Genomic DNA, 24,959 nt, shown 5'->3' with positions numbered 1-24,959 from the left:
TCCGGCGCGCTCGACCGCCTGGTCGTGCCCGTCTCGAACGGTGCGCGACCTGGACATGAGGGGGGAGACGAATGCGACCACGGCTGGCAGTTGCCGCCGTAGGCGCCGTCGCACTGTTGGCGACGGTCGGTGCCTGCAGCAAGAACACCGGGTCGAACCAGGGGAGCGGCGGCCAGGGGTCGACGCAGAGCGGGTCGATCGCGACCGACCCGGCCGACTCGCAGGGGCCGGCGAAGGCGGTCAGCGGCGCGAAGACCGGCGGCACGCTCTATCAGTACGCGGAGGCGGACTTCGATCACCTGGACCCGACCCGGGCCTACGTGAACAACGCGACCGCCGTGATCAACCTGTTCGCCCGCACCCTGACGATGTTCAAGGACGAGGGCAACGGGAAGCTGAAGCTCGTCGGCGACCTGGCCACGACGCCCGGTAAGGACGTGTCGACCGGTACCAAGTGCACCTCGTGGGAGTTCACCCTCAAGAGCGGACTGAAGTACGAGGACGGCACGCCGATCACCGCCGCGGACGTGGCGTACGGGGTGGCGCGGTCGTTCTCGCCGGACCTGGCCGAGGGCCCGCACTACATCCAGCAGTGGCTGGCCAACGACGTCAACTACAACAAGACGTACAAGGGCCCGTACAACGGCGGCGCCCCGATCCCGCCGGGGGTCAAGGTCAGCGGCAACAAGATCACGTTCGACTTCAAGCAGCCGCACTGCGACATGCCGTTCGCCGCGTCGTGGGGGACGACGACGCCGCTGCCGAAGGCGAAGGACACCCGCACCAAGCTCGACCTGCACCCGTTCTCGTCCGGCCCGTACAAGGTGCAGACCTACACCCGGGACAGCAAGCTGGTGCTGGTCCGCAACAAGTACTGGGACCCGAAGACCGACGCGGTCCGGCACGCCTACTTCGACAAGTTCGAGACCGACATCGGTCAGGACGCCGACCAGCAGGCGAACTCGATCAAGGCGAGCCAGGGCAAGAGCGCCAACGCGGTGATGGGTGCGAACGTGCCACCGGCGCTGATTCCGACGGTGCAGGGGGACCCGGCGGTGAAGAGCCGGGTGGCCGCGGGCTACACCCAGTTCGTCTGGTACATGGCGATCAACAACCAGCGGATCACCGACCTGAAGGAACGCCAGGCGCTGAACTACGGGTTCGACCGCAAGTCGTTCATCCAGACGCTCGGCGGGAGTACCGCGGGGGATCCGGCGACGACGCTGCTGTCGCCGACCACGATCGGCTTCAAGAAGTACGACGCCTACCCGTACAGCCTGGACAAGGCGAAGCAGCTGCTCGGCAGCAAGCACCCGAAGCTGGTCTTCGCGTTCGCGAACACGGCGCAGTGGCAGAAGCGCGCCACGAACGTGCAGAACACGCTGCAGAAGATCGGTTTCAAGGTGGTGCTCAAGCCGATCGACGCGGCCAGCTACTACACCCAGATCGGTAAGAAGGACAACCAGTACGACCTGTACTTCGCCGGCTGGGGTTCGGACTGGCCGAGCGGGTCGACGATCATTCCGCCGGTGTTCGACGGCCGCAACATCCAGGCCCAGGGCAACTCGACCTACCCGTACTTCAACAACGATTCGGTGAACGCCCAGATCGACAAGCTCAGCAAGCAGACGGCGACCGAGGCGGCGCCGGGTTGGGCGAAGCTCGACAAGGACATCATGACGAAGTACGCGCCGGTCGTGCCGGTCTGGTACGACAAGGCCTACCAGCTGTACGGGACGAACGTCGGCAACATGAAGATCGGGCAGAGCACCGGCTGGCCGGTGTACTTCAACGCCTACCTCAAGAACGGCAAATAAACCGGTTGCGTGAGCGAGACTTAAGGTCTCCTTGAGCGGGGGTCGGATCCTAGCGGTCCGGCCCCGCTCTTGCTGCCCCGAAGTGCTGCGATGGCTGCCCAATCGTTAGCCCGCTGTGACGGGTCGGGCCTGAACGTCCACTAATTTCACAGGCGGGCGCGGGCGATCCGGCCCTACCGTGTGCCGTCCGGCCGCGGTGTGATGAGGAGGAGAAGACATGCGACCACGGATGGCTGTGGCTGCCCTCGGCGCTGTCGCTGTCGTCGCTGCGCTGGGTGCCTGCAGCAAGAACACGGGCGATAGCGGTGGCTCCAGTGACAAGGCCCAGAAGCAGTCCGGCGGTATCGGGACGGCGGCCGACTCGAAAGGCCCGGCGCCAGCGGTCAGCGGCGCGAAGAAGGGCGGCACGATCTACCTGATCCAGGAGAAGGACTTCGAACACCTGGACCCGGCCCGGATCTACGTCAACAACGCCCAGGTCTTCGGCCGGCTCATCCAGCGGCAGCTGACCGCGTTCGTCGACGACCCGAAGACGGGCAAGTCGACGCTGGTCGGCGACCTCGCCACCGATCCGGGCAAGGACATCTCCAACGGCAAGTGCACGTCGTGGCAGTTCACCCTCAAGGACGGGCTGAAGTACCAGGACGGCTCGCCGATCACCGCGAAGGACGTCGCCTACAACGTGGCGCGGTCGTTCTCGCCGGACCTGGCCGACGGTCCGCACTACATCCAGCAGTGGCTGGCCGACTCGATCGACTACAACAAGACCTACAAGGGTCCCTACAACGGCGGCTCGGACACCCCGCCGGGGGTCAAGGTCTCCGGCCAGAAGATCACCTTCGACTTCAAGAAGCCGCACTGCGACATGCCGTACGCGGCGTCCTGGGGCACCACGGCCCCGGTGCCGAAGGCGAAGGACACCAAGACCAAGTACGACCTGAACCCGTTCTCGTCCGGGCCGTACAAGATCGACACGTACAACCGGGACAGCAAGATCGTCCTGAGCCGTAACAAGTACTGGGACCCGAACACCGACCCGCTGCGGCACGACTACCCGGACCACTTCGAGGTGGACATGGGTGCCGATGGGGTGCAGCAGACCAACCGGATGATCTCGTCCAACGGCAACGACGCGTACGCGATCATGCAGAACTCCGGTGGTGTCGACGCGACGCTGATCAAGAAGGTGCAGGGCGACGCGTCGCTGAAGCCGCAGATCCGCGCCGGCTACACCCAGTTCACCTGGTACCTGGCGATCAACAACCAGCGGATCAAGGACCTCAACATCCGCAAGGCGCTGAACTACGGCCTGGACAAGAAGGCCTACATCCAGGCGCTCGGCGGCAGCGCGAAGGCGGACCCGGCGACCACGCTGGAGTCGCCGACCACGGCCGGGTTCAAGAAGTACGACGCGTATCCGTACGACCCGGCGAAGGCCAAGCAGCTGCTCAACGGCAAGCACCCCAAGCTGGTGTACGCCTACACCAACACCTCCACCGGGCAGAAGTACGCCACGGTGGTGAAGAACAACCTGGAGAAGATCGGTTTCCAGATCGTGCTCAAGCCGATCGACGGCGCGAGCTACTACACCGAGATCGGTCGCAAGAACAACAAGTACGACCTCTACCTGGCCGGTTGGGGCTCGGACTGGCCGAGCGGCTCGACGATCATTCCGCCGGTGTTCGACGGCCGGACGATCATTCCGCAGGGCAACAACGACTACTCGTACTTCAACGCCGATGACATCAACAAGCGCATCGACGAGATCAACCTGATGGCGCCCGACAAGGCCGCTCCGGAATGGGCCAAGCTGGACCAGGAGATCATGACGAAGTACGCGCCGGTGGTGCCCTTCTACTACCAGAAGGAGTACACCCTGGTCGGCAAGAAGGTCGGCGGTTGCGACCTGGGGCTGTCCAGCGGCTGGCCGGAGTACACCAGCGTCTACGCCAAGTAGGCCAGAACAGAACACGGCATCGGGGTCGCATTCCCGATCACGACAAACCGGGCCGGACTCGCGCAATGCGGGTCCGGCCCGGACGTGTCTGGACGAAGCGAGGCTTCGGTCGACCGCACTTGCCTCAGTGTGACGGTCGGCTCTCTTTCCGTGGTTTCTGGACCGGTTCGGGGTCGACCAGGAACGCAATCGTTAGCCGGCCGTGATGGCTGCCCGTGTCAAGTCCATTAGCTTGCTCTCATTGCTGGCCCGCGCTCCGCCGCGGCCAGTCCCCCGCACGCCGACCGGCGGCGGTAGCAAGAGGAGGAAGAATGCGACCACGGGTGGCACTCGCCGCCGCCGGCGCCCTCGCCGTCGTGGCCGCTCTCGGAGCCTGCAGCAAGAACACCGGCTCCACGGGCGGTACGAACGACAACGTGAAGGCTCAGCAGGGCGGCATCGGCACCGCTGCGGATTCCAAGGGACCGGCGAAGCCGGTCGCCGGCGCCAAGAAGGGTGGCACCATCACCCTGATCCAGGACGCCGACTTCGAGCACCTCGACCCCCAGCGCATCTACGTCAACAACGCGCAGGTGTTCGCCAAGCTGTTCAGCCGGCAGCTGACCGGGTACGTCGACGACCCGAAGACGGGCAAGTCGACGCTGGTCGGTGACCTCGCCACCGACACCGGCAAGGACACCTCCGGCGGCAAGTGCACGTCGTGGCAGTTCACCCTCAAGGACGGGCTGAAGTACCAGGACGGCTCGCCGATCACCGCCGCCGACGTGGCGTACGGCGTGGCCCGGTCCTTCTCGCCGGACCTGGCCGACGGCCCGCACTACATCCAGCAGTGGCTGGCGGGGTCGATCGACTACAACAAGACCTACAAGGGCCCGTACAACGGTGGCGCGGCCATGCCGCCGGGCGTCACGGTCGACGGCAACAAGATCACCTTCAAGTTCGCCAAGGCGCACTGCGACATGCCGTACGCGGCCTCGTGGGGCACCACCGCGCCGCTGCCGAAGGCGAAGGACACCAAGACCAAGCTGGACAGCAAGCCGTTCTCGTCCGGCCCGTACCAGTTCGACACCTACAACCGGGACAGCAAGATCGTGCTGACCCGGAACAAGTACTGGGACCCGAACTCGGACCCGATCCGGCACGACTACCCGGACAAGTTCGTGGTCACCATGGGTGTCGGCTCGACCGACCAGACCAACCGGATGATCTCCGACAACGGCGACGACCAGTACGGGATCATGCAGGGCAACGTCGACCCGACGCTGGTGAAGAAGGTGTCGACCGACCAGTCGCTGCAGAGCCGGGTGCTCAAGGGCTACACCCAGTACGTGTGGTTCCTGGCGATCAACACCGAGCGGGTCAAGGACCTCAACGTTCGCAAGGCGCTCAACTACGCGCTGAACAAGAAGTCCTACATCCAGGCGATCGGTGGCCCGAACGTCGCGGAGGCCGCCGGCACTCTGGAGTCGCCGACCACCACCGGCTACCAGAAGTACGACGCCTACCCGTACAACGTGGCGAAGGCGAAGAAGCTGCTGAACGGCAAGCACCCGAAGCTGGTGTACGCCTACGCCAACACCGAGACCGGTCAGAAGTACGCGACCAACATCAAGAGCAGCCTGGAGCAGGCCGGCTTCCAGATCGTGCTGAAGCCGATCGACAAGGCCAGCTTCTACACCGAGATCGGTCGCGACCACAACAAGTACGACCTGTACAAGCCGGGCTGGGGCTCGGACTGGCCGTCCGGCTCGACGATCATCCCGCCGCTGTTCGACGGCCGGACGATCCAGCCGCAGGGCAACAACAACTGGGCGTACTTCAACAACGCCGACGTGAACAAGAAGATCGACGAGATCAGCGACATGGCTCCGGAGAAGGCTGCCGCCGAGTGGGCGAAGCTGGACAAGGAGATCATGACGAAGTACGCGCCGGTCGTCCCGTTCTACTACGACAAGGAGTACACGCTGATCGGCAGCAAGGTGGGCGGCTGCGTGCTGGGTAACTCCAGCGGCTGGCCCGAGCTGACCGGCGTGTTCGCCAAGTGAGATCGGTCCTGGTCTGACCGACGAACGCCTCACCAGTGGCCGGGTCCGCCTCGTGCGGGCCCGGCCACCGGGCTGTTCGGCGCCTGCCGCTCGGGCGGACCGGCGACTGGACCGGCGCCGTACCGTGCGCGATCACGTTCCGCTGTTCGGTTAACGTCGCGGGACGATACGTCGCAGGTCGGTCGTCAGGAGGTCACATGCGCAAACGTCGCATCGTCGGTGTCGCGTGCGCGGCACTGCTCGTCGCCGGGATGGCCGGTGCATGCAGCAAGAACACCGGCGAGAACACGAAGGGTCCGGCGATCCGGCAGGACGCCGGGTCGATCTCCACCGACCCGGCCGAGTCGCAGGGACCGGCCAAGCCGATGCCCGGCGCGGTGCGCGGCGGCACGCTCTACTCGATCCAGCAGACCGACTACGAAACCCTCGACCCGCAACAGATCTACGTCAACGCGTCGATCGCGGTGGGGCAGCTGTTCACCCGCACCCTGACGATGTTCCGCAAGGACCCCAACACCGGCAAGGACCTGCTGGTCGGCGATCTCGCGACGGGCACCGGTACCGACGTCGATCACGACGGGAAGACCTGGCGCTACACCCTGAAGAAGGGGCTGAAGTACGAGGACGGCAGCAGCATCACCGCCGCCGACGTGGCGTACGGGGTGGCCCGGTCGTTCTCGCCGCAGGTGGCGGAGGGCCCGCACTACATCCAGCAGTGGCTGACCGGGCGCACCGACTACAACAAGACCTACCAGGGGCCGTACGACGGGGGCGCGAAGCTGCCACCCGGGGTGACGGTGTCCGGCCGGACGATCACCTTCCACCTTCAGCAGGCCGAGCCGGACTTCCCGTTCGCGGCCTCGATGGGGACCACCACGCCGCTGCCGCCGAGCCGCGACAAGGGCCGCACGCGCTGGCCGACCACCCGTTCTCGTCCGGCCCGTACAAGATCGAGTCGTACCAGCGGGAGCGCCAGCTGGTGCTGGTGCGCAACCGGTACTGGGATCCGCGCACCGACCCGGTACGGCACGACTACTTCGACCGGTTCGTCGTCGAGATGGGGCCCTCGCAGGTCGAGCAGACCAACCGGATGCTCGCCGACAACGGCAACGACCGGTACGCGGTGCAGGTCAACCCGGTCGCGCCGGAACTGATCAGCAAGGTGCTCGGCGACAAGAGCCTGAGCAACCGGGAACTCGCCGGCTACCTCGACTACGTGCGGTACCTGAACATCAACACCCGCCGGGTCACCGACCTCGACACCCGGCGCGCGATCAACTACGCGATGGACAAGGCCGGCTTCCTGCAGGCCGAGGGCGGCAGCCCGATCGGTGACGTGGCCTCGACGATCCAGTCACCGACCACGATCGGGTTCGAGAAGTACGACGCCTACCCGACGCCCGGCAACCACGGGGACGTGGCCAAGGCGAAGAAGCTGCTCAAGGGCGCGAAGCCGAAGCTGGTACTGGCGTTCCCGAACACCGCGGCCGGGCAGAAGGAGGCGACCAAGGTGCAGCAGAGCCTGGCCCGCGCCGGCTTCGAGATCGTGCTCAAGCCGATCGACCAGGACAACTACCTGACGATCCTGGGCCGCCGCGACAACCCGTACGACATCTACGTGTCGGCGTGGGCGTCGGACTGGCCGAGCGGGTCGACGATCATCCCGCCGCTGTTCGACGGCACCGCGATCGCGGCCACCGGCAACAACTCCCGCACCTACCTGGACGCGAAGCCGGTCAACGACCGGATCCGGCAGATCGCGAAGGAACCGGCGGCAAAGGGTGCCGCCGACTGGATGAAGCTGGACCAGCAGATCATGACCGACTACGCGCCGCTGGTGCCGCTCTACTACGAGAAGAACCTGTCGCTGTACGGCAGCCGGGTGCACGGCATCCTGCAGGGCGGCGCGCCCCGGTACTACGACGCCTGGGTGACGCAGTAGGCGATGACCGCGCATCGGGTGCTGCGGTGGGCGGCGGCGGGCATCGCGGTGCTCGTCGCCGCCACCGGCTGCACCGGCGGCGGCCGGCGCGCCGAGCCGGCCCGGTCCGCCGGGTCCGGGCCGGCCGAGCCGGTACCGGGTGCGAAGCGCGGCGGCACCCTGACGATCCTGCAGCAGGACGACTTCGACCACCTGGACCCGCAACGCCAGTACGTGACGCATGCCAACGCGGTCGACCAGCTGATGGTGCGGACCCTGACGATGCTCAAGAACGACCCGCGTACCGGCAGGCAGCTGCTGGTCGGTGACCTCGCCACCGATGCCGGTACCGACGTGCACCACGACGGGCGCACCTGGCGCTACACGCTGCGCGACGGGCTGCGGTACGCGGACGGCTCCGCGGTGACCGCCGCCGACGTGGCGTACGGGGTGGCCCGGTCGTTCACCCCGCAGCTGGCCGACGGGCCGCACTACATTCAGCAGTGGCTGACCGGCGCCGTCGACTACCGGTCCCACTACCGGGGTCCGTACCACGGGGGCGGCCGCATCCCGCCCGGCGTCACGGTGTCCGGCCGGACCATCACCTTCCACCTCGCCGCGCCGCACCCGGACTTCGGGTACGCGGCGTCGCTCGGCACCACCGCCCCGATCCCGGCGGGTACCGACCCGGGTCTCGCGCACGCCGACCGGTACGACACCGCGCCGCCGGCGACCGGCCCGTACCGGGTGTCGAAGTACCAGCGGGGGTGCGGCTGACCCTGGTGCGCAACCGGTACTGGGATCCGCGGACCGATCCGGTCCGGCACGACTATCCGGACCGGATCGTGGTGCGCATCGGCGCCGATCCGCGGCAGCAGACCGACCGGCTGATCGCCGACGAGGGCGCCGACCGGTACGCGGTGTCGATCGACGGGGTGCCACCGGACCGCGTCGACGCGGTGCTCGCCGACCGGTCGCTGCGGTCCCGCGAGGTGGTCGGCTTCTGGCCGTTCGTCACGTACCTGATGATCAACACGCGTCGGGTGTCCGACGTCGCCGAGCGCCGTGCGATCAACTACGCGGTCGACAAGGCCGGCTACCTCGACGCGATCGGCGGGCCGACGCACGGCGAGGTGGCGTCGACGCTGCTGTCCCCGACGGTGCTCGGCTTCGACCGCTACGACGCCTACCCGACGCCCGGCGACGCCGGCGCCCCGGCCAGGGCGCGCCGGCTGCTCGGCGACCGGCACCCCAGGCTGCGGTACGCCTACCCGAACACCTCGGAGGGCCGGGCGGCGGCGAAGCCGCTGGTGGCGTCGCTGCGCCGGGCCGGCTTCCGGGTGGCCGCGACCGCCCTGGACCCGGTGGACTTCTACTCCGACATCGCCCGGCCGGGCAATGGCTACGACCTGTACCCGGTGTCCTGGGGTGCGGACTGGCCGACCGGTACGACGGTGCTGCCGCCGCTGTTCGACGGGACGGCGATCGGGGTGGGCGGCAACGACTGGTCGCTGCTGTCGGTGCCGGCGCTGACCGACCGGCTGCACGCGCTCAGCGCCGAACCGACCCGGACGGCGGCTGCCGGCTGGGCCGCGCTGGACCGCGACATCATGCGCCGGTACGCGCCGTGCGTGCCGCTGGTCTACATGAAGAACCTGTCGCTGGCCGGCAGCCGGGTGCACGGCGTGTTCCAGAGCGGTACCGCCGGCAGCCCGCTCTTCTACGATTCCTGGCTCGGCTGACGCCTGCGTTCGGCCGGTTGCCGGCGGCGTTCGGCTCGGCTGCGGTCCGCGGTTCCCAGTTCGGCTCGGTTGCGGTCCGCGGTTCCCACCAGCTGACATCACCGCCACTTGATGCCGATTCGTGACCATCCATGGATATGGTCCGGGAAAACGCTTTCGAGGGGGTTGACCAGGTGCGTCGGGTCGTCATCGCGTCGGCTGCCGCGTTGCTGTGTGTCGGCGCGGCCGCGGGCTGCAGCAAGAACACCGGCGACACGTCCGCCACCAGGACCAAGCACACGGTGCAGACCAGCGCGATCGACACCGACCCGGCGCACTCCGCCGGCCCGGCGAAACCGGTCCCGGGAGCGGTGCGCGGCGGCACCCTCTACGCGCTGCAGGAGCAGGACTTCGAGCACCTCGACCCGCAGAACGTCTACATCTCCGACGCGGAGTCGGTGTCGCAGCTGCTGTCCCGGTCGCTCACCACGTTCCGGGAGGACTCGTCCGGCAAGCTGACGCTGATCGGCGACCTCGCCACCAGCCCCGGCGTCGACGTGCACCACGACTGCCGCACCTGGCGGTTCACCCTCAAGCCCGGCCTGAAGTACCAGGACGGGTCGACCATCACCGCCGCCGACGTGGCGTACGGGGTGGCGCGGTCGTTCTCGCCGGACATCAACCACGGGCCGCACTACATCCAGCAGTGGCTGGCCGGTTCGGTGGACTACAACGCCAAGTACAAGGGGCCCTACGACGGCGCAGCGAAGCTGCCGCCCGGCGTCACCGTGCAGGGCGACCGGCAGCTGACGTTCCAGTTCCCGAAGCCGGCCTGCGACCTGCCGTTCGCCGCCGCCTGGGGCACCACCGCACCGGTGCCGGCGGCGCGCGACCACAAGCCGCTCGCGCTGGACACCCACCCGTTCTCGTCCGGCCCGTACAAGATCGGCAAGTACACCCGGGGGAGCGAGCTGGACCTGGTGCGCAACGAGTACTGGGATCCGCGGACCGACCCGCTGCGGCACGACTACCCGGACAAGATCGTCACCCGGATCGGCGCCACCGCCGACCAGCAGACGCACCGGGTCCTCACCTCGCACGGGGACGACGCCGCGACCGTCACCCGCTCCTCGGTACCGGCCGAGCTGGTCCCGGTGGTGCAGCGGGACGGCACCGCGCGCCATCGCACCCTGGCCGGCTTCACGCCGTACGTGGAGTACCTGAACATCAACACCGAGCGGGTCACCAGCCTGGCCGAGCGGCAGGCCATCGAGTACGCGTTCAACCGGCGCGGCTACCTCCAGGTCGCCGGCGGGTCCGCGGCGGGGGAGCCGGCCAGCACCATCGAGTCGCCGCTGACCGCGGGCTACCACAAGTACGACGCGTATCCGGCCGGCCCGTCCGGCAACCCGGCGAAGGCGAAGAAGCTGCTCGGCGGCAAGCACCCGAAGCTGGTGTACGCGTTCACCAACACCGAGGAGGGCCAGAAGAAGGCCACCGTGGTGCAGGACGCGTTGCAGAAGGCCGGCTTCACGGTGGTGTTGCGGCCGGTCGACAAGTCGTCGTACTACGCGACGGTCGGCAAGCGGGACGCCGGCTTCGACATCTTCGTCACCGCCTGGGGTTCGGACTGGCCCAGCGGGTACACGATCATCCCGCAGCTGTTCGACGGCCGCGCGATGGACGTCAACGGCAGCTGGACCTGGCTGAACGAGAAGGACGTCAACGCGGCGATCGCGAAACTGTCCACCGAGGACGCGAACACCGCGGCGGCCGCCTGGGCCAAGCTGGACGAGCACATCATGCGGGCCTACGCGCCGGTCGTCCCGATCGACTACGAGAAGAGCTTCACCCTGGTCGGCAACCGGGTCGGTGGTGTCTTCCTGAGCGGCTTCGTCGGCGCCCCCGTCTACTACGACGCCTACGTCAAACCCTGATCCCGGCCACGCCACCCTCGGCTGCCCCCGGGCCGGCAAGGCGGAGGAAGAGTACGTGCGGGGCTGGCAAGGCGGAGGAAGGGTGCGTGTGGCGGAGCCACTCGGGCCTGACGACAACGCCGCCAGCGTCGTTCTGAAACCACCGAGCTCAGCGGCGGATGACGAGGCCCTCTATCCGGACGAAGAGGCTACGCTCCGTGTCGTCGTCGGTGAGCGGGTCGAAGCCGTCGAGATAGACCCAGCCGTTCTCGGACGACGCGCGCACCCCGGTGACCCGGAACCAGTAGTTGGTGCTGAAGTGCGGGCCTGCCGACGGGCCGACCAGCACCGTCTCGCCAGCACGCGGCAGCACGCCGCACACGGCACTCATGACCGGTCACCCCGGTACTGACGACTGGCGGCCACGATGGCCCCTTCTCCGCCAGGGCCGGGCTCGTGGTACGGACGAGCCCGGCCGGCCGATCACGGGCGCCGCCGCCTGGTCTGGCGAGACGACGACGCCCGTGGCTTGACGGACCGACGAGCCGGACGTTTCAGATGGCGATGCCGGTCCAGGACAGTGTGCGCGTTAACAACCCAATACGCAACTCCCGAAAATCGACCCGGAGTGTTTCGTCGCACTGGCTGTGCGTCGCCGGCGGGATCAGTTGTCCGATCGGGGGCTCGGCCATGGCGTCGGATGCCGGTCTTGTTGCACCATGTGCACATGTCGACCAGGACCAGCCCCACCGTCAAGCGTCGCCGCATCGCCGCCGAGCTGCGTCGACTGCGTGCCCGTACCGGAATGTCGGCGGAGGAGGCCGGCCGGCAGGTCGGCTTGAGCAAGTCGGCCATCAGCCGGATCGAGAACGCCGAGTCGACGCCGCAGGTCGCCACCGTCGCCGCACTGATGCGGCTGTACGGTGTTGCGGAGAGTGACATCGAGCAGATCTCCGACGTCGCCCGGCAGGCCCGCACCCGGGGCTGGTGGCAGCGCTGGAACGACGTGCTGCCCGGCTGGTTCGACACCTACGTGGGGCTGGAGTCGGAGGCCAGCCACATCAGCGAGTACGAGCCGCAGCTCGTACCAGGCCTGCTGCAGACCGCCGACTATGCCCGCGCGGTGATCCGCGCGGAGCACCCGGACGAAACCCCGGAAGGCATCGAACGCCGCGTGGAGCTGCGACTTCAGCGGCAACAGCAGCGGTTGGAGCATCCGCCGAAGCTGTGGGTGGTGTTGGACGAGGCGGTGCTGCACCGCATCGTCGGCAGCCGCGACGTGATGCGCAATCAGCTCAAGCGGCTGGCCGACGTCGCGGTGCAACCGGGCAATGACCTTCAGGTGCTTTCGTTCGAGGCGGGCGAACACGGCTCCATGGGATCCGCATTCTTCATTCTGCGGTTTCCGGACGTCGGTGACACTCCGTGCGTGTATCTGGAGACCAGAGCAGGTAGCCTCTACTTGGAGGAAATCGACGAGGTCGAGCAATACACGACCCTGTTCGACCATTTGCGTGCGACAGCGGTCGGTGTGCGTCGGTCCGAGGAGATGATCTCCGAGGCAATAAACAGGCTCTAGACCTACCTGGGGCCTGCCCTACTGAGAAGAAAGGAGCGCGGGATGATGTCCTCGCCAGACCTGACCCGCGCCCTCTGGCGCAAGAGTACCCGCAGCAACGGCTCGGGTGCATGCGTAGAGGTGGCACGGAACCTGCCCGGAATTGTCGCCATCCGAGACAGCAAGGATCCGCAGGGTCCTGCCTTGACGGTGGCCCCGACCGACTGGTCGTCCTTCACCGCGATGGTCAAGGGCGGCCGGCTGGACGGCTGAGTACAGCGACAGGTTGACGGCGGTCGGCCGCCACACCACCAGTTCGGTGTCGGTGGCCGGCCGTCGTCGTGCCCGCAGCCGTCCGCTCCGTGCGCAGGGATATGTTGGGCGCCAGCACGCTCGTACCGGGGAGGAACACCGATGAGTCGTCGGCTGCTGCTGATCCACGCCCATCCGGACGACGAGGTGATCGGCACCGGTGCCACGATCGCCCGCTACGTCGCGGAGGGCGCCCAGGTCACCCTCGTCACCTGCACCCTCGGCGAGGAAGGCGAGATCCACGTACCCGAACTCGCTCAGCTCGCCGCCGACCAGGCCGACCAGCTCGGCGGGTACCGGATCGCCGAGTGGCGGGCCGCCGCCGCGGCGCTCGGCCTCACCGACGCGCGGTTCCTCGGCGGTGCCGGGCACTTCCGTGACTCCGGCATGATGGGCACCCCGGCCAACGACCACCCGCGCGCGTTCTGGCGCGCCGAGGTGGACACCGGCGCCGCGCTCGTCGCCGACATCATCCGGCAGACCCGGCCGCAGGTGCTCGTCACGTACGACCCGAACGGGTTCTACGGGCATCCCGACCACATCCAGGCGCACCGGGTCGCGATGCGCGGTGCCGAACTCGCCGCGCCGGACTGGCAGGTGCAGAAGATCTACTGGACCGCGGTGCCGCGCAGCATCTTCGCCGACCGGATGGCCGAGTTCGCCGACCGGGCGGACAACCCGTTCGGGGACGCCCGTACCGTCGAGGACCTGCCGTTCGGCTGCGCCGACGAGGAGATCGCGGCCCGGCTCGACGGTGCCGCGTACGCGGCGGCGAAGACCGCGGCGATCCGCGCCTACCCGACCCAGATCCCGCCGGACAACTGGCTGAACACGCTGGCCGACGCGGACGGCGGCGCGCTCGGCGTCGAGTACTTCCGGCTCGCGGTCGGCACCCCCGGGGTGCCGGACGGCTGGGAGGACGACCTGTTCGCCGGCGTCGCCGAGGACGGCCCGGAGGTCGATACCGGCGCAGAGGCGGCTACGCTGCGCGCATGACCAGCCGCCCCGCACCGCAGGATGATCGCCGGCCGGCCACCGCGACGATCCGGCCGGGCGGCCCGCTCGACCTGACGTTGCGGATCGCCGGCGGCCTCGTCGCGGTGTGGGGGTCGATCGTCGCCACCCTGCTGGAGGCGTTCCTGGTGCCGCTGCGGATCGACGGCGTCCGGGCCCCGATCTGCCTGCTGCTCGCGGTGGTCGGCAACATCGCGCTGATGAGGTTCGCGCACGTCGTGACCGGCAGCCGGTTGTTCGCGTTGCTGCCCGGGCTCGTCTGGTTCGGCGTCACGATCGTGCTGAGCACTCAGACCGGCGCCGGCGACACCGTGCTGGTCGGCGGCGACTGGGTGCCGCTCGCGCTGCTGCTGCTCGGCGCCGCCTCGGTCGCGGTCGGCGCCTACCTGGTCGTCGTACCGCGACGGCGGTGACGGCCGCCGTTTTGACCGGGGTTGCCGGGCCGGCCTTGCCGGAACACAGGTTGGTTGGGCATCCTGTGGCCGGATTCGCGTGCTCAGCCGGCCGTACCGGTGCCGGCACCGACCGGCGCGCCTCGCCGAGGACAGAGGGGTACTACTCGTGTTGCGTCACCGCTGGACGCCGGTCGTCCTGGTCGCCCTGGCCCTGTTCGTGATCAACGTGATCGGCCGGGTGGTGGTGTACGCGGCCGGCATCGACGGCGACAAGCAGATGTTCATGGCCAGCCTGTACTCGATGCTCGCGATGGCGCTCGTCGCCGGGTACGCGGGTTTCCGCTGGACCCGCCGGTACGAGATGGTCCGGGTGGTCGGTGAGGTCGGGTTCGCGATCATCCTCGGCAGCCTGTTGACCACGATGGTCAGCCCGCTGTTCGTCGGGCTCGACCCGTTTTCCGGCGGCGCCTCCATCTACCTTCGGCAGCTTGGCGTGTGCTTCGTGATCTGCGCGGTCGGTGCGCTGGTCGGGTCGCTGATCGTGCTGGCGATGGGGCAGGACCGGACCGGGCGGGCGTGGAAGTACCAGGAGCAGCGGCTGCGCGCCAAGCCCCGCCGTACCGCCAAGCGCTGATCCCGCTCGCTCCCGCCCGGGGCGCTCGTGCGCCTGGGCCGACGGGTCGAGGTCACCCCGGTGCCCGGGTCGGCGGGTCGAGGCCAGCTCGGTTCGCTCTGCCGACCCCTGGGCGGGTAAGGCGGGCGGGCTCCCCGCTAGGGGGCGGTGCGGTAGTGGTAGCGGTGGTGCAGGCGGAAGGTGAGCCGGGCGTAGAGCGCGCGGGCTGCCGCGTTCTCCTCCTCCACCTGGAGAAACGCGGTGTGCGCGTGGTCGAACGCGGCGTCCGCGAGGGCGGCCAGCAGGTGCCGGGCCAGGCCGCGGCGGCGGAACGCCGGCGCCACCTCGATCGCGCTGAGCCCCAGGTGGCCGTCCGCGATCGCGCCGCGGCCGATGGCGACCAGCGCACCGTCCAGGTGTACCTCGGCGAAGCGGGTGTCACCGGCGGTGAGCACGGCGGTCGCGGCGGGGGCCAGGCCCTTGCGCGCGCCGAACATCGCGAGCCAGTCGGGCGTCGGCGTCTCGGACAGCCGGACCGGCGGCAGGCTGGCCGGGCGCGGCGCCCGGCGGAGCCGGTCGATCGGCGCCGTGAGCAGCAGCGTCTCCGCCTCGACCGGCCAGCCGCGGGCGGCCAGCGCGGCGTCGAGACCGGCGACCCGGCGCAGCTCCGGGTCGTCGGCGCCGGCCGGTGAGTCCGGGTCGACGGCGACCAGCTGGGCGCGCGCCGGCTGGTCGTGCCGCTGGTACCAGGCGACCACCGCGTCGATGGCCTCGGCCAGCGGCAGGCCCGGGTCGCCGGCGGCGACGACCGAGTTGGCCCGCCGGGTCCAGCCGTCCGAGCTGCCGAGCAGCCAGTCGCCCAGGGTGTCCCGGCGGTACGGCTGCCAGGTGGCGGCGGCGATGTGCTGCAGGTGGATGGGGGAGACCCGGCGGCGCCGCGGCGGTACCGGCTTCGCCGCCTCGACCTCGTCCCGCGGCACCGTGACCAGCGGGCCACCGCGGTCCGGCCGGACCGACAGCGCGGCGTCGTCGGCGGCGACCAGCTCACCGAGCACGTCGGCGAACTTCGGCGCGCCGGACGCGTCCCGCACCCGCCGCCGGATCACCACCCGGCGGCCCACGTCCGTGCTGCTCAGCATCGCACTACTATCCGGCAGTATCGATGGCCGCGGACGGCCGGGGTGGCTACGGTCGGGGGATGCGGGGAGCGGGACACCACACCCCCGCGGCGGAACGACGGCCCGGTCGGATACTAGGCTGTGCGGCGGAGACTCGCGGCCGGCGCCGACGCGGACCGCGGGCTGCCGGGAACGGAGAGGACGACGACCCGTGACATACATCATCGCCGAGCCGTGCGTTGACCTCATCGACAAGGCCTGCATCGAAGAGTGCCCGGTCGACTGCATCTACGAGGGCAACCGGATGCTCTACATCCATCCGGACGAGTGTGTCGACTGCGGGGCATGTGAGCCGGTCTGTCCGGTGGAGGCCATCTTCTACGAGGACGACGTCCCGGAGCAGTGGCGCGACTACATCTCCGCCAACTACGACTTCTTCGACGACCTGGGCTCGCCCGGCGGCGCCTCCAAGGTCGGCAAGATCGAGAAGGACGCCGGCGTCGTGGTGGGTCTGCCACCGCGGGAGAACGCGCACTGAGCGCGTCACCGGTGCCGCATTCGGGCGGTCGCGTCTCGGCGCGGCTGCCCGATTTTCCGTGGGACCAGCTCGCGCCGTACAAGACCCGGGCCGCCGGGCATCCGGGCGGCCTGGTCGACCTGTCCATGGGTACCCCGGTCGACCCGGTGCCGCCGCTGGTGCAGGCGGCCCTGGCCGACGCGGCCGACGCGCCCGGCTACCCGACGACCGCCGGGACGCCGGAGCTGCGGGCCGCGATCTCGACGTACCTGACCGACCGGTTCGGGGTCCCCGAGGCCGCCGCGGTGCTGCCGACGATCGGTTCGAAGGAGCTGGTGGCGGGGCTGCCGGGGCAGCTGGGGTTGGGCGCCGGGGACCTGGTGGTGATCCCCGAGGTGGCCTACCCGACGTACGCGGTGGGTGCCCGGCTGGCTGGCGCGCAGTGCCTGGCGGCCGACTCGCTCACCGCGCTCGGTCCGCGCCGCGTGTCGCTGCTGTGGCTGAACTCGCCGGCCAACCCGACCGGCAAGATCTTGCCGGTCACGCACTTGCGCAAGGTGGTCGCCTGGGCCCGGGAACGCGGCGTGATCGTTGCCAGCGACGAGTGCTACCTGGAACTCGGCGGCGCCGAGCAGCCGGTGTCGATCCTGCATCCGGACGTGTCCGACGGCGACTTCACCGGGCTGCTCGCGGTGCACTCGCTGTCCAAACGGTCCAATCTCGCCGGGTACCGGGCCGGGTTCGTCGCCGGTGACCCGGCGCTGGTGCGCGAGCTGCTCGCGGTGCGCAAGCATGCCGGGCTGATCGTGCCGACCCCGGTGCAGGCGGCGATGACCGCCGCGTTGCGCGACACCGCGCACGTCGACGCGCAGCGGCAGCGGTACGACCGGCGGCGGGAGCTGTTGCGCGGCGCGCTGCTCGCGGCCGGGTTCGGCATCGAACACTCCCAGGCCGGGCTGTACCTGTGGGCCACCCGGGACGAGGACTGCTGGCAGACCGTCGAGTTCCTCGCCCGGCGCGGCATCCTCGTGTCACCGGGCGCGTTCTACGGCCCGGCCGGCGCCCGGCACGTGCGGGTGGCGCTGACCGCCGCCGACACGCAGATCGCCGCCGCCACCGAACGCCTCGCCGGCTGACCGCCACCGCCGATCAAGGCCGGGCACGCACGACGCTGTCGATCGAGTGCCTGCGGTCGGCGATTCCGGCGTGACACGCCCGCGCGAGTCCTTGATCGACAGCTGCCGAGCGACGTGGCAGATGAGCGGGTCAGGCTGGGCGGAGCAGGACGAGGCGGTCGCCGGTGAACTCGTGTCGCAGGCCGGCGGCGGCCGCCTCGGCGAGCACCGTGGCTTCGTCCGAGGCGTACACGGTGGTCTCGACGACGTGTTCGGCGAGCACCGTCCCTCGTCGGACCACCCGGTAGGTGTTGCGGGCGTGGATGCGGTCGGGCTTCGCGGTGGCGGCGAACACCCGCTGGTACTCGCAGTCGCCCTGCCGGACGGTGGCGCTGACGGTCTCGGGTACCGGCTTCGGGTCGGCGGTGCCGTAGTGCCGGTCCAGCACGGCGACGCCGTCCGGGGCGAGCCGGTCGGCGAGCAGCGCGAGCAGTTGCCGGCGCTGCTCCGGGGCGAGCTGGCAGACCAGGTGGATGGCGAGCGCCAGGCCCCACGGCCCGGGTTCCGGGTCGGCGAGCACGTCGCCGGGCAGTACGGTCACCCGGTCGCGCAGGTCGGGGCGGCCGGCCAGGCGGGTCATCAGCGCGGTGCGCATCTCGGGGTCGCGCTCGACGGCGATCACCGGCGAGTCGGGCAGCGCGTCGGCCAGCGTCACCGTGCCGATGCCGGTGCCGGCGCCGAGGTCCAGGGCGAGGCCGGTGGTGTGCTGCGCGCGCAGCACGTCGGGGAGAGCGGCGACCAGCGGGTCGCCGCCGACGGAACGGATGAGGTCGGCGAACTCGCCGAAGACGACGTCGGGCACGGGACTCCTTGCGGTGGGCGGCGTCGGGCCCGCCATTCTGCCAACGCCACGCACCTCGTCGTACCCGGAATGTCGCCGGACCCGCCGCCATGATCGACGGCGGGCTCCGGGTCAGTTGTGGGCGTGCAGTTCGGTGTTGAGTGCGATGCCGGTACGGCCGGCGCGCGGCACCGCCTCCAGCGTGCCGGTGACCGAGTTGCGGCGCAGCAGCAGGTTCGACTGGCCGGACAGTTCCCGGGCCTTCACGGTGCTGCCGTCCGGCAGCGTCAGCTTCGCGCCGGCCGTGACGTAGCAGCCGGCCTCGACCACGCAGTCGTCGCCGAGCGAGATGCCGATGCCGGCGTTGGCGCCGAGCAGGCAGCGTTCGCCGATCCGGACCACTTCGGTACCGCCGCCGGACAGGGTGCCCATGATGGACGAACCGCCGCCGACGTCGGACCCGTCGCCGACCACGACGCCCTGCGAGATGCGGCCCTCCACCATCGAGGTGCCGAGGGTGCCGGCGTTGTAGTTGACGAAACCCTCGTGCATCACCGTGGTACCGGCGGCGAGATGGGCGCCGAGCCGGACCCGGTCGGCATCACCGATGCGCACCCCGGTCGGTACGACGTAGTCGGTCATCCGCGGGAACTTGTCCACGCTGGAGACGGCCAGCCGGTGCCCGGCGCTGCGGGCGGCGAGGCGGACCGCGTCGACCCGGTCGGCGGCCACCGGACCGAGATCGGTCCAGGCGACGTTGGCCAGCACGCCGAAGATGCCGGTCAGGTTCGCCTCGTGCGGCCGGATGTGCCGGTGCGACAGCAGGTGCAACCGGAGGTAGCCGTCGACGGCGTCGGCGGGTGGCTCGCCCAGCGCGCCGATCACCGTGGCGACCGCGACGGTGCGCACGTCCCGGATCTCGTCCCGGCGCAGCGTCGCGGCGAGCTGCTCGCCGAGCACCTCGGCCGCCTCCGCGGCGTCGAGTTGCGCGGTGCCGGCACGCTCGACGCCGAACGGCGGCGCGCCGAGCCCGAGCTTGGCAGCGGGAAACCAGGTGTCCAGGATGGTGCCGTCGGCCTCGACGGTGGCGATCCCGACACCCCAGGCGGAAGTAGGCTTCGTCGTCACCCGGCCACCGTACCGGTGCCGGTCGGCGGGGCTGGCGGGAAGGCGCCGACCGGGCGGTCAGCCGGTCGGGAGGTGCCGGGCGAACCAGTCGAGCGTCCGGGCGTGCTGGTCCAGAATCGCCCGCTGGCCACGCGTCACGTGCCCTTCGTTCGGGTACCTGACGTGTTCGACCGGGGTGCCCGACTCGGCGAGCGCGGTGGCGAACTCGGTCGACTGCACCGGCGGTACCCCGGTGTCGTCGGCGCCGGCGAACAGCAGCGTCGGGGTGCGTACCCGGTGCGCGAGCGACAGCGGGCTGCGGGTGAAGTGCGGGCCACCCGGCGTGTCCGGGGTGGCGCCGAGGAACGCGACGTCGAACCAGCCGATCTCGGAGGCGAAGTGCTGCACGTACCAGTCGGTGACCGAGGACGCGGCGACCGCGGCGGCGAACCGGCCCGGGTGCGCGCCGACCAGCCAGCAGGACATGAAGCCGCCGTAGCTGTGCCCGGTGACGCCGATCCGGCCCGGCTCGGTGACGCCGCGTTCGATCATCGCGTCGACGCCGGCGAGCAGGTCGCCGGCGTCCGCGCCGCCCATGTCGCCGACGACCCGGTCGACGTACTCCCGGCCGCGGCCGGTGGAACCGCGCGGGTTGGCCGACAGCACCGCGTAGCCGTGCGCGACGAGCAGTCCGATCAGCGGATGGCCGAGCTGCCAACGGTTCCGGAACGCGAGCACCGGCCCACCGTGCACGTGCAGCACCAGCGGATGTGGCCCGGTGCCGGCGGGCCGGGCGAGGAAGCCGCCGATCCGCAGCCCGTCCGGCGCGCTCCAGTCCACATAGGACAGCGTGCCGGCGCGGTCCCGGACCCGGTGCTCGCCGTCGTGCCCGGCGGCCAGCACGGTCCGCGGTTCGGCAGCCCGGTCGAAGACCGCCAGTTCCGGCGGCCGGGCGTAGCTGGAGTGCACGGCGACAAACCGGCCACCCGGCAGCGGCGCCACCGCCGGGTAGAACTGCCCGATCGTGTCCGTGCCGGACCAGATCTCCTCGCCCGCGCGGCTTCCGGCTGCCGGTGCCACCTCGGTGCTTGCCGGCGCCGGCCGTGCCGGGTCGCCGTCGACGCCGGTACCCGACACCACGCCGACGGCGGTCTCCGGCTCCCGGATCCCGGCGTACCACAGGGAGTTCGGCCACCGCAGGTCGGTCACGTCGACGCCCCGGGTGTCCACATCGGACACCGTTCCGGTGGCCGGGTCGAGCAGCTTGAGCGCTCCGGCCACCACCCCACGATCGGAACACCAGCACTCGACGAACGCGACCGCGGAACCGTCCGGCGCGCCGGTGGGCAGCGCGAGCTGCCGGTCGGAGCGGTACCCGATGCGCTGCCCACCGGCCACCTCGATCAGCGTGAGCGTCGCGGTGTACCAGGAGTTCTCGGTGGGCCGGTCGGAGACGATCGCGGCGATCCGGTCGGCGCCGCACCAGCTCGCCTCCCAGACCGCGCCGGTGACGGTCAGCTGCCGCACCGATGCCGTTGCGGTGTCCCAGATCCACAGCCCGCGCGCACCCTCGTCGGCGCCGGTACCGGTGACCACGGGTGCGGCATCGCCGCCGGTGGCCGCCGGGCGGTGCACCCCGAGCAGCAGCTGCCGCCCGTCCGGCGCCCACTGCAGGTACTCCACCACGCCGGGCACCGGTGGTGCCGGGGTGCCGGCGCCGGTGTCCGGGTCGACCAGCCGGGCGGCGCCGCCGGTGGCGACGGCGATCCGGGTGCCGTCCGGTGACCACTGTGGACAGACATCGCCGCCGTCGCCGAGCCGGGTCGTCGCGCCGGTGTCGAGGTCGACCAGGTGCAGCACGGCGTCGGGTCGGTCCCGCCAGGCGGACCGGATCTCGCCGAGGACCGCGGCGCGCCGCCCGTCCGGTGCGGCGTCGACGGCGAGCACCTGACCGAGCCGGCCGAACGCCGAGCCGTACAGCGCGGTGAAGTGCTCCTCGACGATCCGCCGGTACCTGCTCGGGGTGCTGTCGAGTCCCACGTTGTGCTCCCGTCGTCGCCCGCTTCCTTCGGACCTGACCGACATGCTAGACAAGTTTCGTCAGCAAGGTTCGGCGGTGCTGAGGCGGTGTGTGATGGGACGACCGGCCCGGTGGGGCGTGCTGGTGCTCGCGCTCGGAGTGACGGCGACGTCGCTCGTGGCGTGCTCGAAGAACACCGGCGAGCACGGCGGCACGGCGCCGCGGCCGAAGATCTCCGGCGGGATCTCGACGGATCCGGCCGACTCCCGGGGCCCCGCGCCGGCGGTCCCGGGCGCCCGCCGGGGCGGCACCATCGACCTGCTGCAGGACAGCGACTACGGCCACCTGGACCCGCAGCGCACCTACTCGATCCGGGAGTTCGCGATCGAGCAGGAGTTCGCCCGGCCGCTGACCTCGTTCCGGCAGGACTCGGCGGGCCGGATCACGCTGGTCGGTGACCTCGCGACCACGCCCGGTACCGACGTGCGGCACGACTGCACGACCTGGCGGTTCACCCTCAAGGACGGCCTGCGGTACGCCGACGGCAGCACCATCACCGCCGCCGACGTGGCGTACGGGGTGGCGCGCTCGTTCGCGTCGTTCGAATCCGACGGGCCGCACTACATCCAGCAGTGGCTGGCGAACTCGCCGGACTACAACGCGAAGTACCACGGCCCGTACGACGGGGGAGCCGCGGTGCCGCCCGGCGTCACGGTGTCCGGGCGCACGCTCACGTTCCGGTTCGCGAAGCCGCACTGCGACCTGCCGTTCGCGGCGTCGATGGGTACCACCGTGCCGGTGCCGAAGGACAAGGACACCAAGCAGCGGTACGATCTCGCGCCGTTCTCGTCCGGGCCGTACCGGATCGCCGACTACGCCAAGGGCAGCAAGCTCACGCTGGTGCGCAACAGGTACTGGGATCCGGCCACCGATCCGATCCGGCACGCCTACCCGGACCGGCTCGTCGTCAAGCTGGGGCTGACCGACGAGCTGCAGGCCAACCAGGAGATCGCCGACTCCGGCGACGCGCGCTACTCGATCTCGCAGAACAGCGTGCCGCAGCAACTGCTGTCGAAGGTCACCGGCGCCGTGGCGGCGCGCAGTACCAAGGGTCTCACCTCCTTCGTGCAGTACCTCGCGATCAACACCCAGCGGGTCAAGGACCTGACGGTGCGCAGGGCGATGGAGTACGCGATCAACCGCGCCGGGCTGGTGCAGGTGATCGGCGGTCCGCTGCGCGGCACCCCGACCACGACGATGCTGTCCCCGGCCACGATCGGGTACCACCACTACGACGCGTACCCGGCCGGGCCGAACGGTGACCCGGCGAAGGCGCGGAAGTTGCTGGCCGGCAAGCATCCCAAGCTCGTCTACGGGTACGAGAACAACGCGGAGGGACAGAAGCAGGCGACGGTGGTGAAGGCGGCGTTCGAGAAGGCCGGCTTCCGCATCTCGCTGTCCCCGATCGACGCCGCCACGTTCTACTCCAGCCAGCAGCGGCGGGACAACCCGTGGGACTTCTACCTGGCGAACTGGGCCGCCGACTGGCCGAGCGGGTCGACCGTCCTGCCGCCGCTGTTCGACGGCCGCGGCCTGCAGCCGCAGGGCAACTCCGACACCTCGTACCTCGACGATCCGGCCATCGACAAGCAGATCGACCGGATCGGCGCGCTGCCGTTCGCGCAGGCGGCGCCGGAATGGGGCAAGCTCGACCAGCGGATCGTCACCGACACCGCCGCCGCGGTTCCCGCCTACGACTCGAACTTCGTCGGGGTCAACGGCTCCAAGGTGGGCGGCGTGGTCCTGTCCAAGGTCCTCGCCACCCCCGTCTTCACCGACGTCTACGTCAAGCCGTAGCGGCGGCGCCGGCCCCGTGACGGCCGCTGAAGTAGGGTTCGGCGGTGGACAGTTTCAGTACCGAGACGTTGGCCGATCCGGTGGCGTTGACCCGGGCGCTGGTGGACATCGAGTCGGTGTCCGGCGACGAGCAGCGCATCACCGACACCGTCGAGCGGGCGCTGCGGTCCGCGCCCCACCTGAGCGTGCAGCGCGACGGCAACGTGCTCTGCGCGCGTACCGAGCTGGGGCGCGAACGGCGGGTCGTGCTCGCCGGCCACCTGGACACGGTGCCGATCGCGGACAACCTGCCGTCCCGGGTCGACGGCGACGTGATGCACGGCTGCGGTACCAGCGACATGAAGTCCGGCGACGCGCTCGCGCTGCACCTGGCGGTGACGCTGCCGGCGCCGCGGCACGACGTCACGTACCTGTTCTACGACTGCGAGGAGGTCGAGGCCGAGCGCAACGGCCTGAGCCGGATCTCCCGGACCCGGCCGGACTGGCTCGCCGCCGACTTCGCGATCCTGCTGGAGGGCACCTACGGCGAGGTCGAGGCCGGTTGCCAGGGGACCATGCGGGCCCGGCTGACCGCGACCGGGGTGCGCGCGCACTCCGCCCGCAGCTGGCTCGGCAGCAACGCCATCCACGCCGCCGGTGAGGCGCTGGACCGGCTCCGCGGGTACCAGCCGCGCACCGTGGTGATCGACGGCTGCGAGTACCGCGAGGGGTTGAACGCGGTGCGCATCGCCGGCGGCATCGCGGGCAACATCGTCCCCGACGAGTGTGTCGTCGAGGTCAACTTCCGGTTCGCCCCGGATCGTACCGAGGCGGATGCGCACGCGCACGTGCGCGAGGTGTTCGCCGGCCTGCCGCTGAAGGTCGAGATCACCGACTCGGCGCCCGGCGCGCTGCCCGGCCTGTCCGAGCCGGCCGCGGCCGATTTCCTGGCCGCGATCGGCACCCGGCCGCGCGGCAAGTTCGGCTGGACCGACGTGGCCCGGTTCGCCAGCATCGGCGTTCCGGCGCTCAACTACGGGCCGGGCGACCCGAACGTCGCGCACGCCCGGGACGAGCGGGTGGAGATCCCGCTGATCCGGTCCGGCGCCGAGGCGCTGCGCCGCTGGCTCGCCTGA

General features: G+C 70.3%; 19 protein-coding genes and 2 pseudogenes. 16 read left to right on the top strand and 5 right to left on the bottom strand.

Annotated elements, in window-relative coordinates; genetic code table 11:
• Positions 1-71: 71 nt before the first annotated feature.
• The 7 genes and pseudogenes from Athai_RS25465 (at position 72) to Athai_RS25435 (ending at position 11,398) form a co-directional block, all read left to right on the top strand.
• Positions 72-1,817, top strand: coding sequence for an ABC transporter substrate-binding protein (locus tag Athai_RS25465; protein ID WP_203963839.1), 1,746 nt, complete (start codon positions 72-74; stop codon positions 1,815-1,817).
• Between the two features lie 217 nt (positions 1,818-2,034).
• On the top strand, positions 2,035-3,774 hold the full coding sequence (locus Athai_RS25460) for an ABC transporter substrate-binding protein (protein WP_203963838.1): 1,740 nt from the start codon (positions 2,035-2,037) through the stop codon (positions 3,772-3,774).
• A 311-nt stretch (positions 3,775-4,085) separates the two neighbouring features.
• The gene (locus tag Athai_RS25455; protein WP_203963837.1) at positions 4,086-5,819 is read left to right on the top strand and encodes an ABC transporter substrate-binding protein; all 1,734 of its coding nucleotides are present in this window, start codon (positions 4,086-4,088) and stop codon (positions 5,817-5,819) included.
• A 197-nt stretch (positions 5,820-6,016) separates the two neighbouring features.
• Positions 6,017-6,691 (top strand): annotated as a pseudogene (locus tag Athai_RS35130) (ABC transporter substrate-binding protein); the annotation flags it as partial.
• Positions 6,692-6,732: 41 nt separating this feature from the next.
• Positions 6,733-7,761 carry an ABC transporter substrate-binding protein gene (locus Athai_RS25450; RefSeq protein WP_338028186.1) on the top strand — a complete coding sequence of 343 codons (1,029 nt, stop codon included), beginning with the start codon at positions 6,733-6,735 and terminating at the stop codon, positions 7,759-7,761.
• A 3-nt stretch (positions 7,762-7,764) separates the two neighbouring features.
• Positions 7,765-9,482 (top strand): annotated as a pseudogene (locus Athai_RS35395) (ABC transporter substrate-binding protein).
• A 173-nt stretch (positions 9,483-9,655) separates the two neighbouring features.
• On the top strand, positions 9,656-11,398 hold the full coding sequence (locus Athai_RS25435) for an ABC transporter substrate-binding protein (RefSeq protein WP_203963833.1): 1,743 nt from the start codon (positions 9,656-9,658) through the stop codon (positions 11,396-11,398).
• A gap of 148 nt (positions 11,399-11,546) precedes the next feature.
• On the opposite strand, the gene Athai_RS25430 is transcribed toward Athai_RS25435, so the two are convergent.
• Positions 11,547-11,768, bottom strand: coding sequence for a hypothetical protein (locus Athai_RS25430; RefSeq protein WP_203963832.1), 222 nt, complete (start codon positions 11,766-11,768; stop codon positions 11,547-11,549).
• A gap of 336 nt (positions 11,769-12,104) precedes the next feature.
• Between Athai_RS25430 and Athai_RS25425 the strand changes: the two genes are divergently transcribed.
• From Athai_RS25425 to Athai_RS25405, 5 genes are all read left to right on the top strand, one after another.
• Entirely contained in the window at positions 12,105-12,956 is an 852-nt protein-coding gene (locus Athai_RS25425; RefSeq protein WP_203963831.1) for a helix-turn-helix domain-containing protein, read from the top strand.
• A gap of 42 nt (positions 12,957-12,998) precedes the next feature.
• Positions 12,999-13,208: a DUF397 domain-containing protein gene (locus tag Athai_RS25420; RefSeq protein ID WP_203963830.1), complete on the top strand. Its 210-nt coding sequence runs from the start codon at positions 12,999-13,001 to the stop codon at positions 13,206-13,208.
• A gap of 141 nt (positions 13,209-13,349) precedes the next feature.
• Positions 13,350-14,243: an N-acetyl-1-D-myo-inositol-2-amino-2-deoxy-alpha-D-glucopyranoside deacetylase gene (gene mshB, locus Athai_RS25415; RefSeq protein WP_203963829.1), complete on the top strand. Its 894-nt coding sequence runs from the start codon at positions 13,350-13,352 to the stop codon at positions 14,241-14,243.
• Positions 14,240-14,674: a hypothetical protein gene (locus Athai_RS25410; RefSeq protein WP_203963828.1), complete on the top strand. Its 435-nt coding sequence runs from the start codon at positions 14,240-14,242 to the stop codon at positions 14,672-14,674. The genes mshB and Athai_RS25410 overlap by 4 nt, the downstream gene beginning before the upstream one ends.
• Before the next feature lie 148 nt (positions 14,675-14,822).
• Positions 14,823-15,290: a hypothetical protein gene (locus Athai_RS25405; RefSeq protein WP_203963827.1), complete on the top strand. Its 468-nt coding sequence runs from the start codon at positions 14,823-14,825 to the stop codon at positions 15,288-15,290.
• A 137-nt stretch (positions 15,291-15,427) separates the two neighbouring features.
• Here Athai_RS25405 and Athai_RS25400 read toward each other — a convergent pair whose 3' ends face one another.
• The gene (locus Athai_RS25400) at positions 15,428-16,408 is read right to left on the bottom strand and encodes a GNAT family N-acetyltransferase (protein ID WP_239157162.1); all 981 of its coding nucleotides are present in this window, start codon (positions 16,406-16,408) and stop codon (positions 15,428-15,430) included.
• A 190-nt stretch (positions 16,409-16,598) separates the two neighbouring features.
• On the opposite strand from Athai_RS25400, the gene fdxA reads away from it, so the two are divergent.
• Complete coding sequence (gene fdxA, locus Athai_RS25395) at positions 16,599-16,925, top strand: ferredoxin (protein ID WP_239157161.1); 327 nt, start codon at positions 16,599-16,601, stop codon at positions 16,923-16,925.
• An 11-nt stretch (positions 16,926-16,936) separates the two neighbouring features.
• On the top strand, positions 16,937-18,040 hold the full coding sequence (dapC, locus tag Athai_RS25390; protein ID WP_239157160.1) for a succinyldiaminopimelate transaminase: 1,104 nt from the start codon (positions 16,937-16,939) through the stop codon (positions 18,038-18,040).
• A gap of 130 nt (positions 18,041-18,170) precedes the next feature.
• Here the strand turns inward: dapC and Athai_RS25385 are convergent, their stop codons facing one another.
• The 3 genes from Athai_RS25385 to Athai_RS25375 all read right to left on the bottom strand — a co-directional run bounded on the left by Athai_RS25385 (position 18,171) and on the right by Athai_RS25375 (position 22,007).
• Positions 18,171-18,881, bottom strand: coding sequence for a class I SAM-dependent methyltransferase (locus Athai_RS25385; RefSeq protein WP_203963825.1), 711 nt, complete (start codon positions 18,879-18,881; stop codon positions 18,171-18,173).
• Between the two features lie 111 nt (positions 18,882-18,992).
• A complete protein-coding gene (gene dapD / locus Athai_RS25380; RefSeq protein WP_203963824.1) occupies positions 18,993-19,988 on the bottom strand; it encodes a 2,3,4,5-tetrahydropyridine-2,6-dicarboxylate N-succinyltransferase in 996 nt (331 codons plus the stop codon).
• Positions 19,989-20,045: 57 nt separating this feature from the next.
• Positions 20,046-22,007, bottom strand: coding sequence for a S9 family peptidase (locus tag Athai_RS25375; RefSeq protein WP_203963823.1), 1,962 nt, complete (start codon positions 22,005-22,007; stop codon positions 20,046-20,048).
• Positions 22,008-22,083: 76 nt separating this feature from the next.
• On the opposite strand from Athai_RS25375, the gene Athai_RS25370 reads away from it, so the two are divergent.
• Positions 22,084-23,844: an ABC transporter substrate-binding protein gene (locus Athai_RS25370; protein ID WP_239157159.1), complete on the top strand. Its 1,761-nt coding sequence runs from the start codon at positions 22,084-22,086 to the stop codon at positions 23,842-23,844.
• Positions 23,845-23,888: 44 nt separating this feature from the next.
• A complete protein-coding gene (gene dapE, locus Athai_RS25365) occupies positions 23,889-24,959 on the top strand; it encodes a succinyl-diaminopimelate desuccinylase (RefSeq protein ID WP_203963822.1) in 1,071 nt (356 codons plus the stop codon).

The organism is Actinocatenispora thailandica, assembly GCF_016865425.1.
Classification (GTDB): Bacteria; Actinomycetota; Actinomycetes; order Mycobacteriales; family Micromonosporaceae; genus Actinocatenispora; species Actinocatenispora thailandica.
The sequence above is the reverse complement of the archived record's forward strand: the minus strand, read 5'-3'. Positions and strand labels throughout refer to the sequence as shown.

Coding starts and splice junctions, on each gene's coding strand:
- Athai_RS25430 (WP_203963832.1), bottom strand. CDS start 11,768: ATGAGTGCCGTGTGCGGCGTGCTGCCGCGTGCTGGCGAGACGGTGCTG.
- Athai_RS25420 (WP_203963830.1), top strand. CDS start 12,999: ATGATGTCCTCGCCAGACCTGACCCGCGCCCTCTGGCGCAAGAGTACC.
- Athai_RS25455 (WP_203963837.1), top strand. CDS start 4,086: ATGCGACCACGGGTGGCACTCGCCGCCGCCGGCGCCCTCGCCGTCGTG.
- Athai_RS25400 (WP_239157162.1), bottom strand. CDS start 16,408: ATGCTGAGCAGCACGGACGTGGGCCGCCGGGTGGTGATCCGGCGGCGG.
- Athai_RS25410 (WP_203963828.1), top strand. CDS start 14,240: ATGACCAGCCGCCCCGCACCGCAGGATGATCGCCGGCCGGCCACCGCG.
- Athai_RS25425 (WP_203963831.1), top strand. CDS start 12,105: ATGTCGACCAGGACCAGCCCCACCGTCAAGCGTCGCCGCATCGCCGCC.
- Athai_RS25465 (WP_203963839.1), top strand. CDS start 72: ATGCGACCACGGCTGGCAGTTGCCGCCGTAGGCGCCGTCGCACTGTTG.
- Athai_RS25460 (WP_203963838.1), top strand. CDS start 2,035: ATGCGACCACGGATGGCTGTGGCTGCCCTCGGCGCTGTCGCTGTCGTC.
- mshB (WP_203963829.1), top strand. CDS start 13,350: ATGAGTCGTCGGCTGCTGCTGATCCACGCCCATCCGGACGACGAGGTG.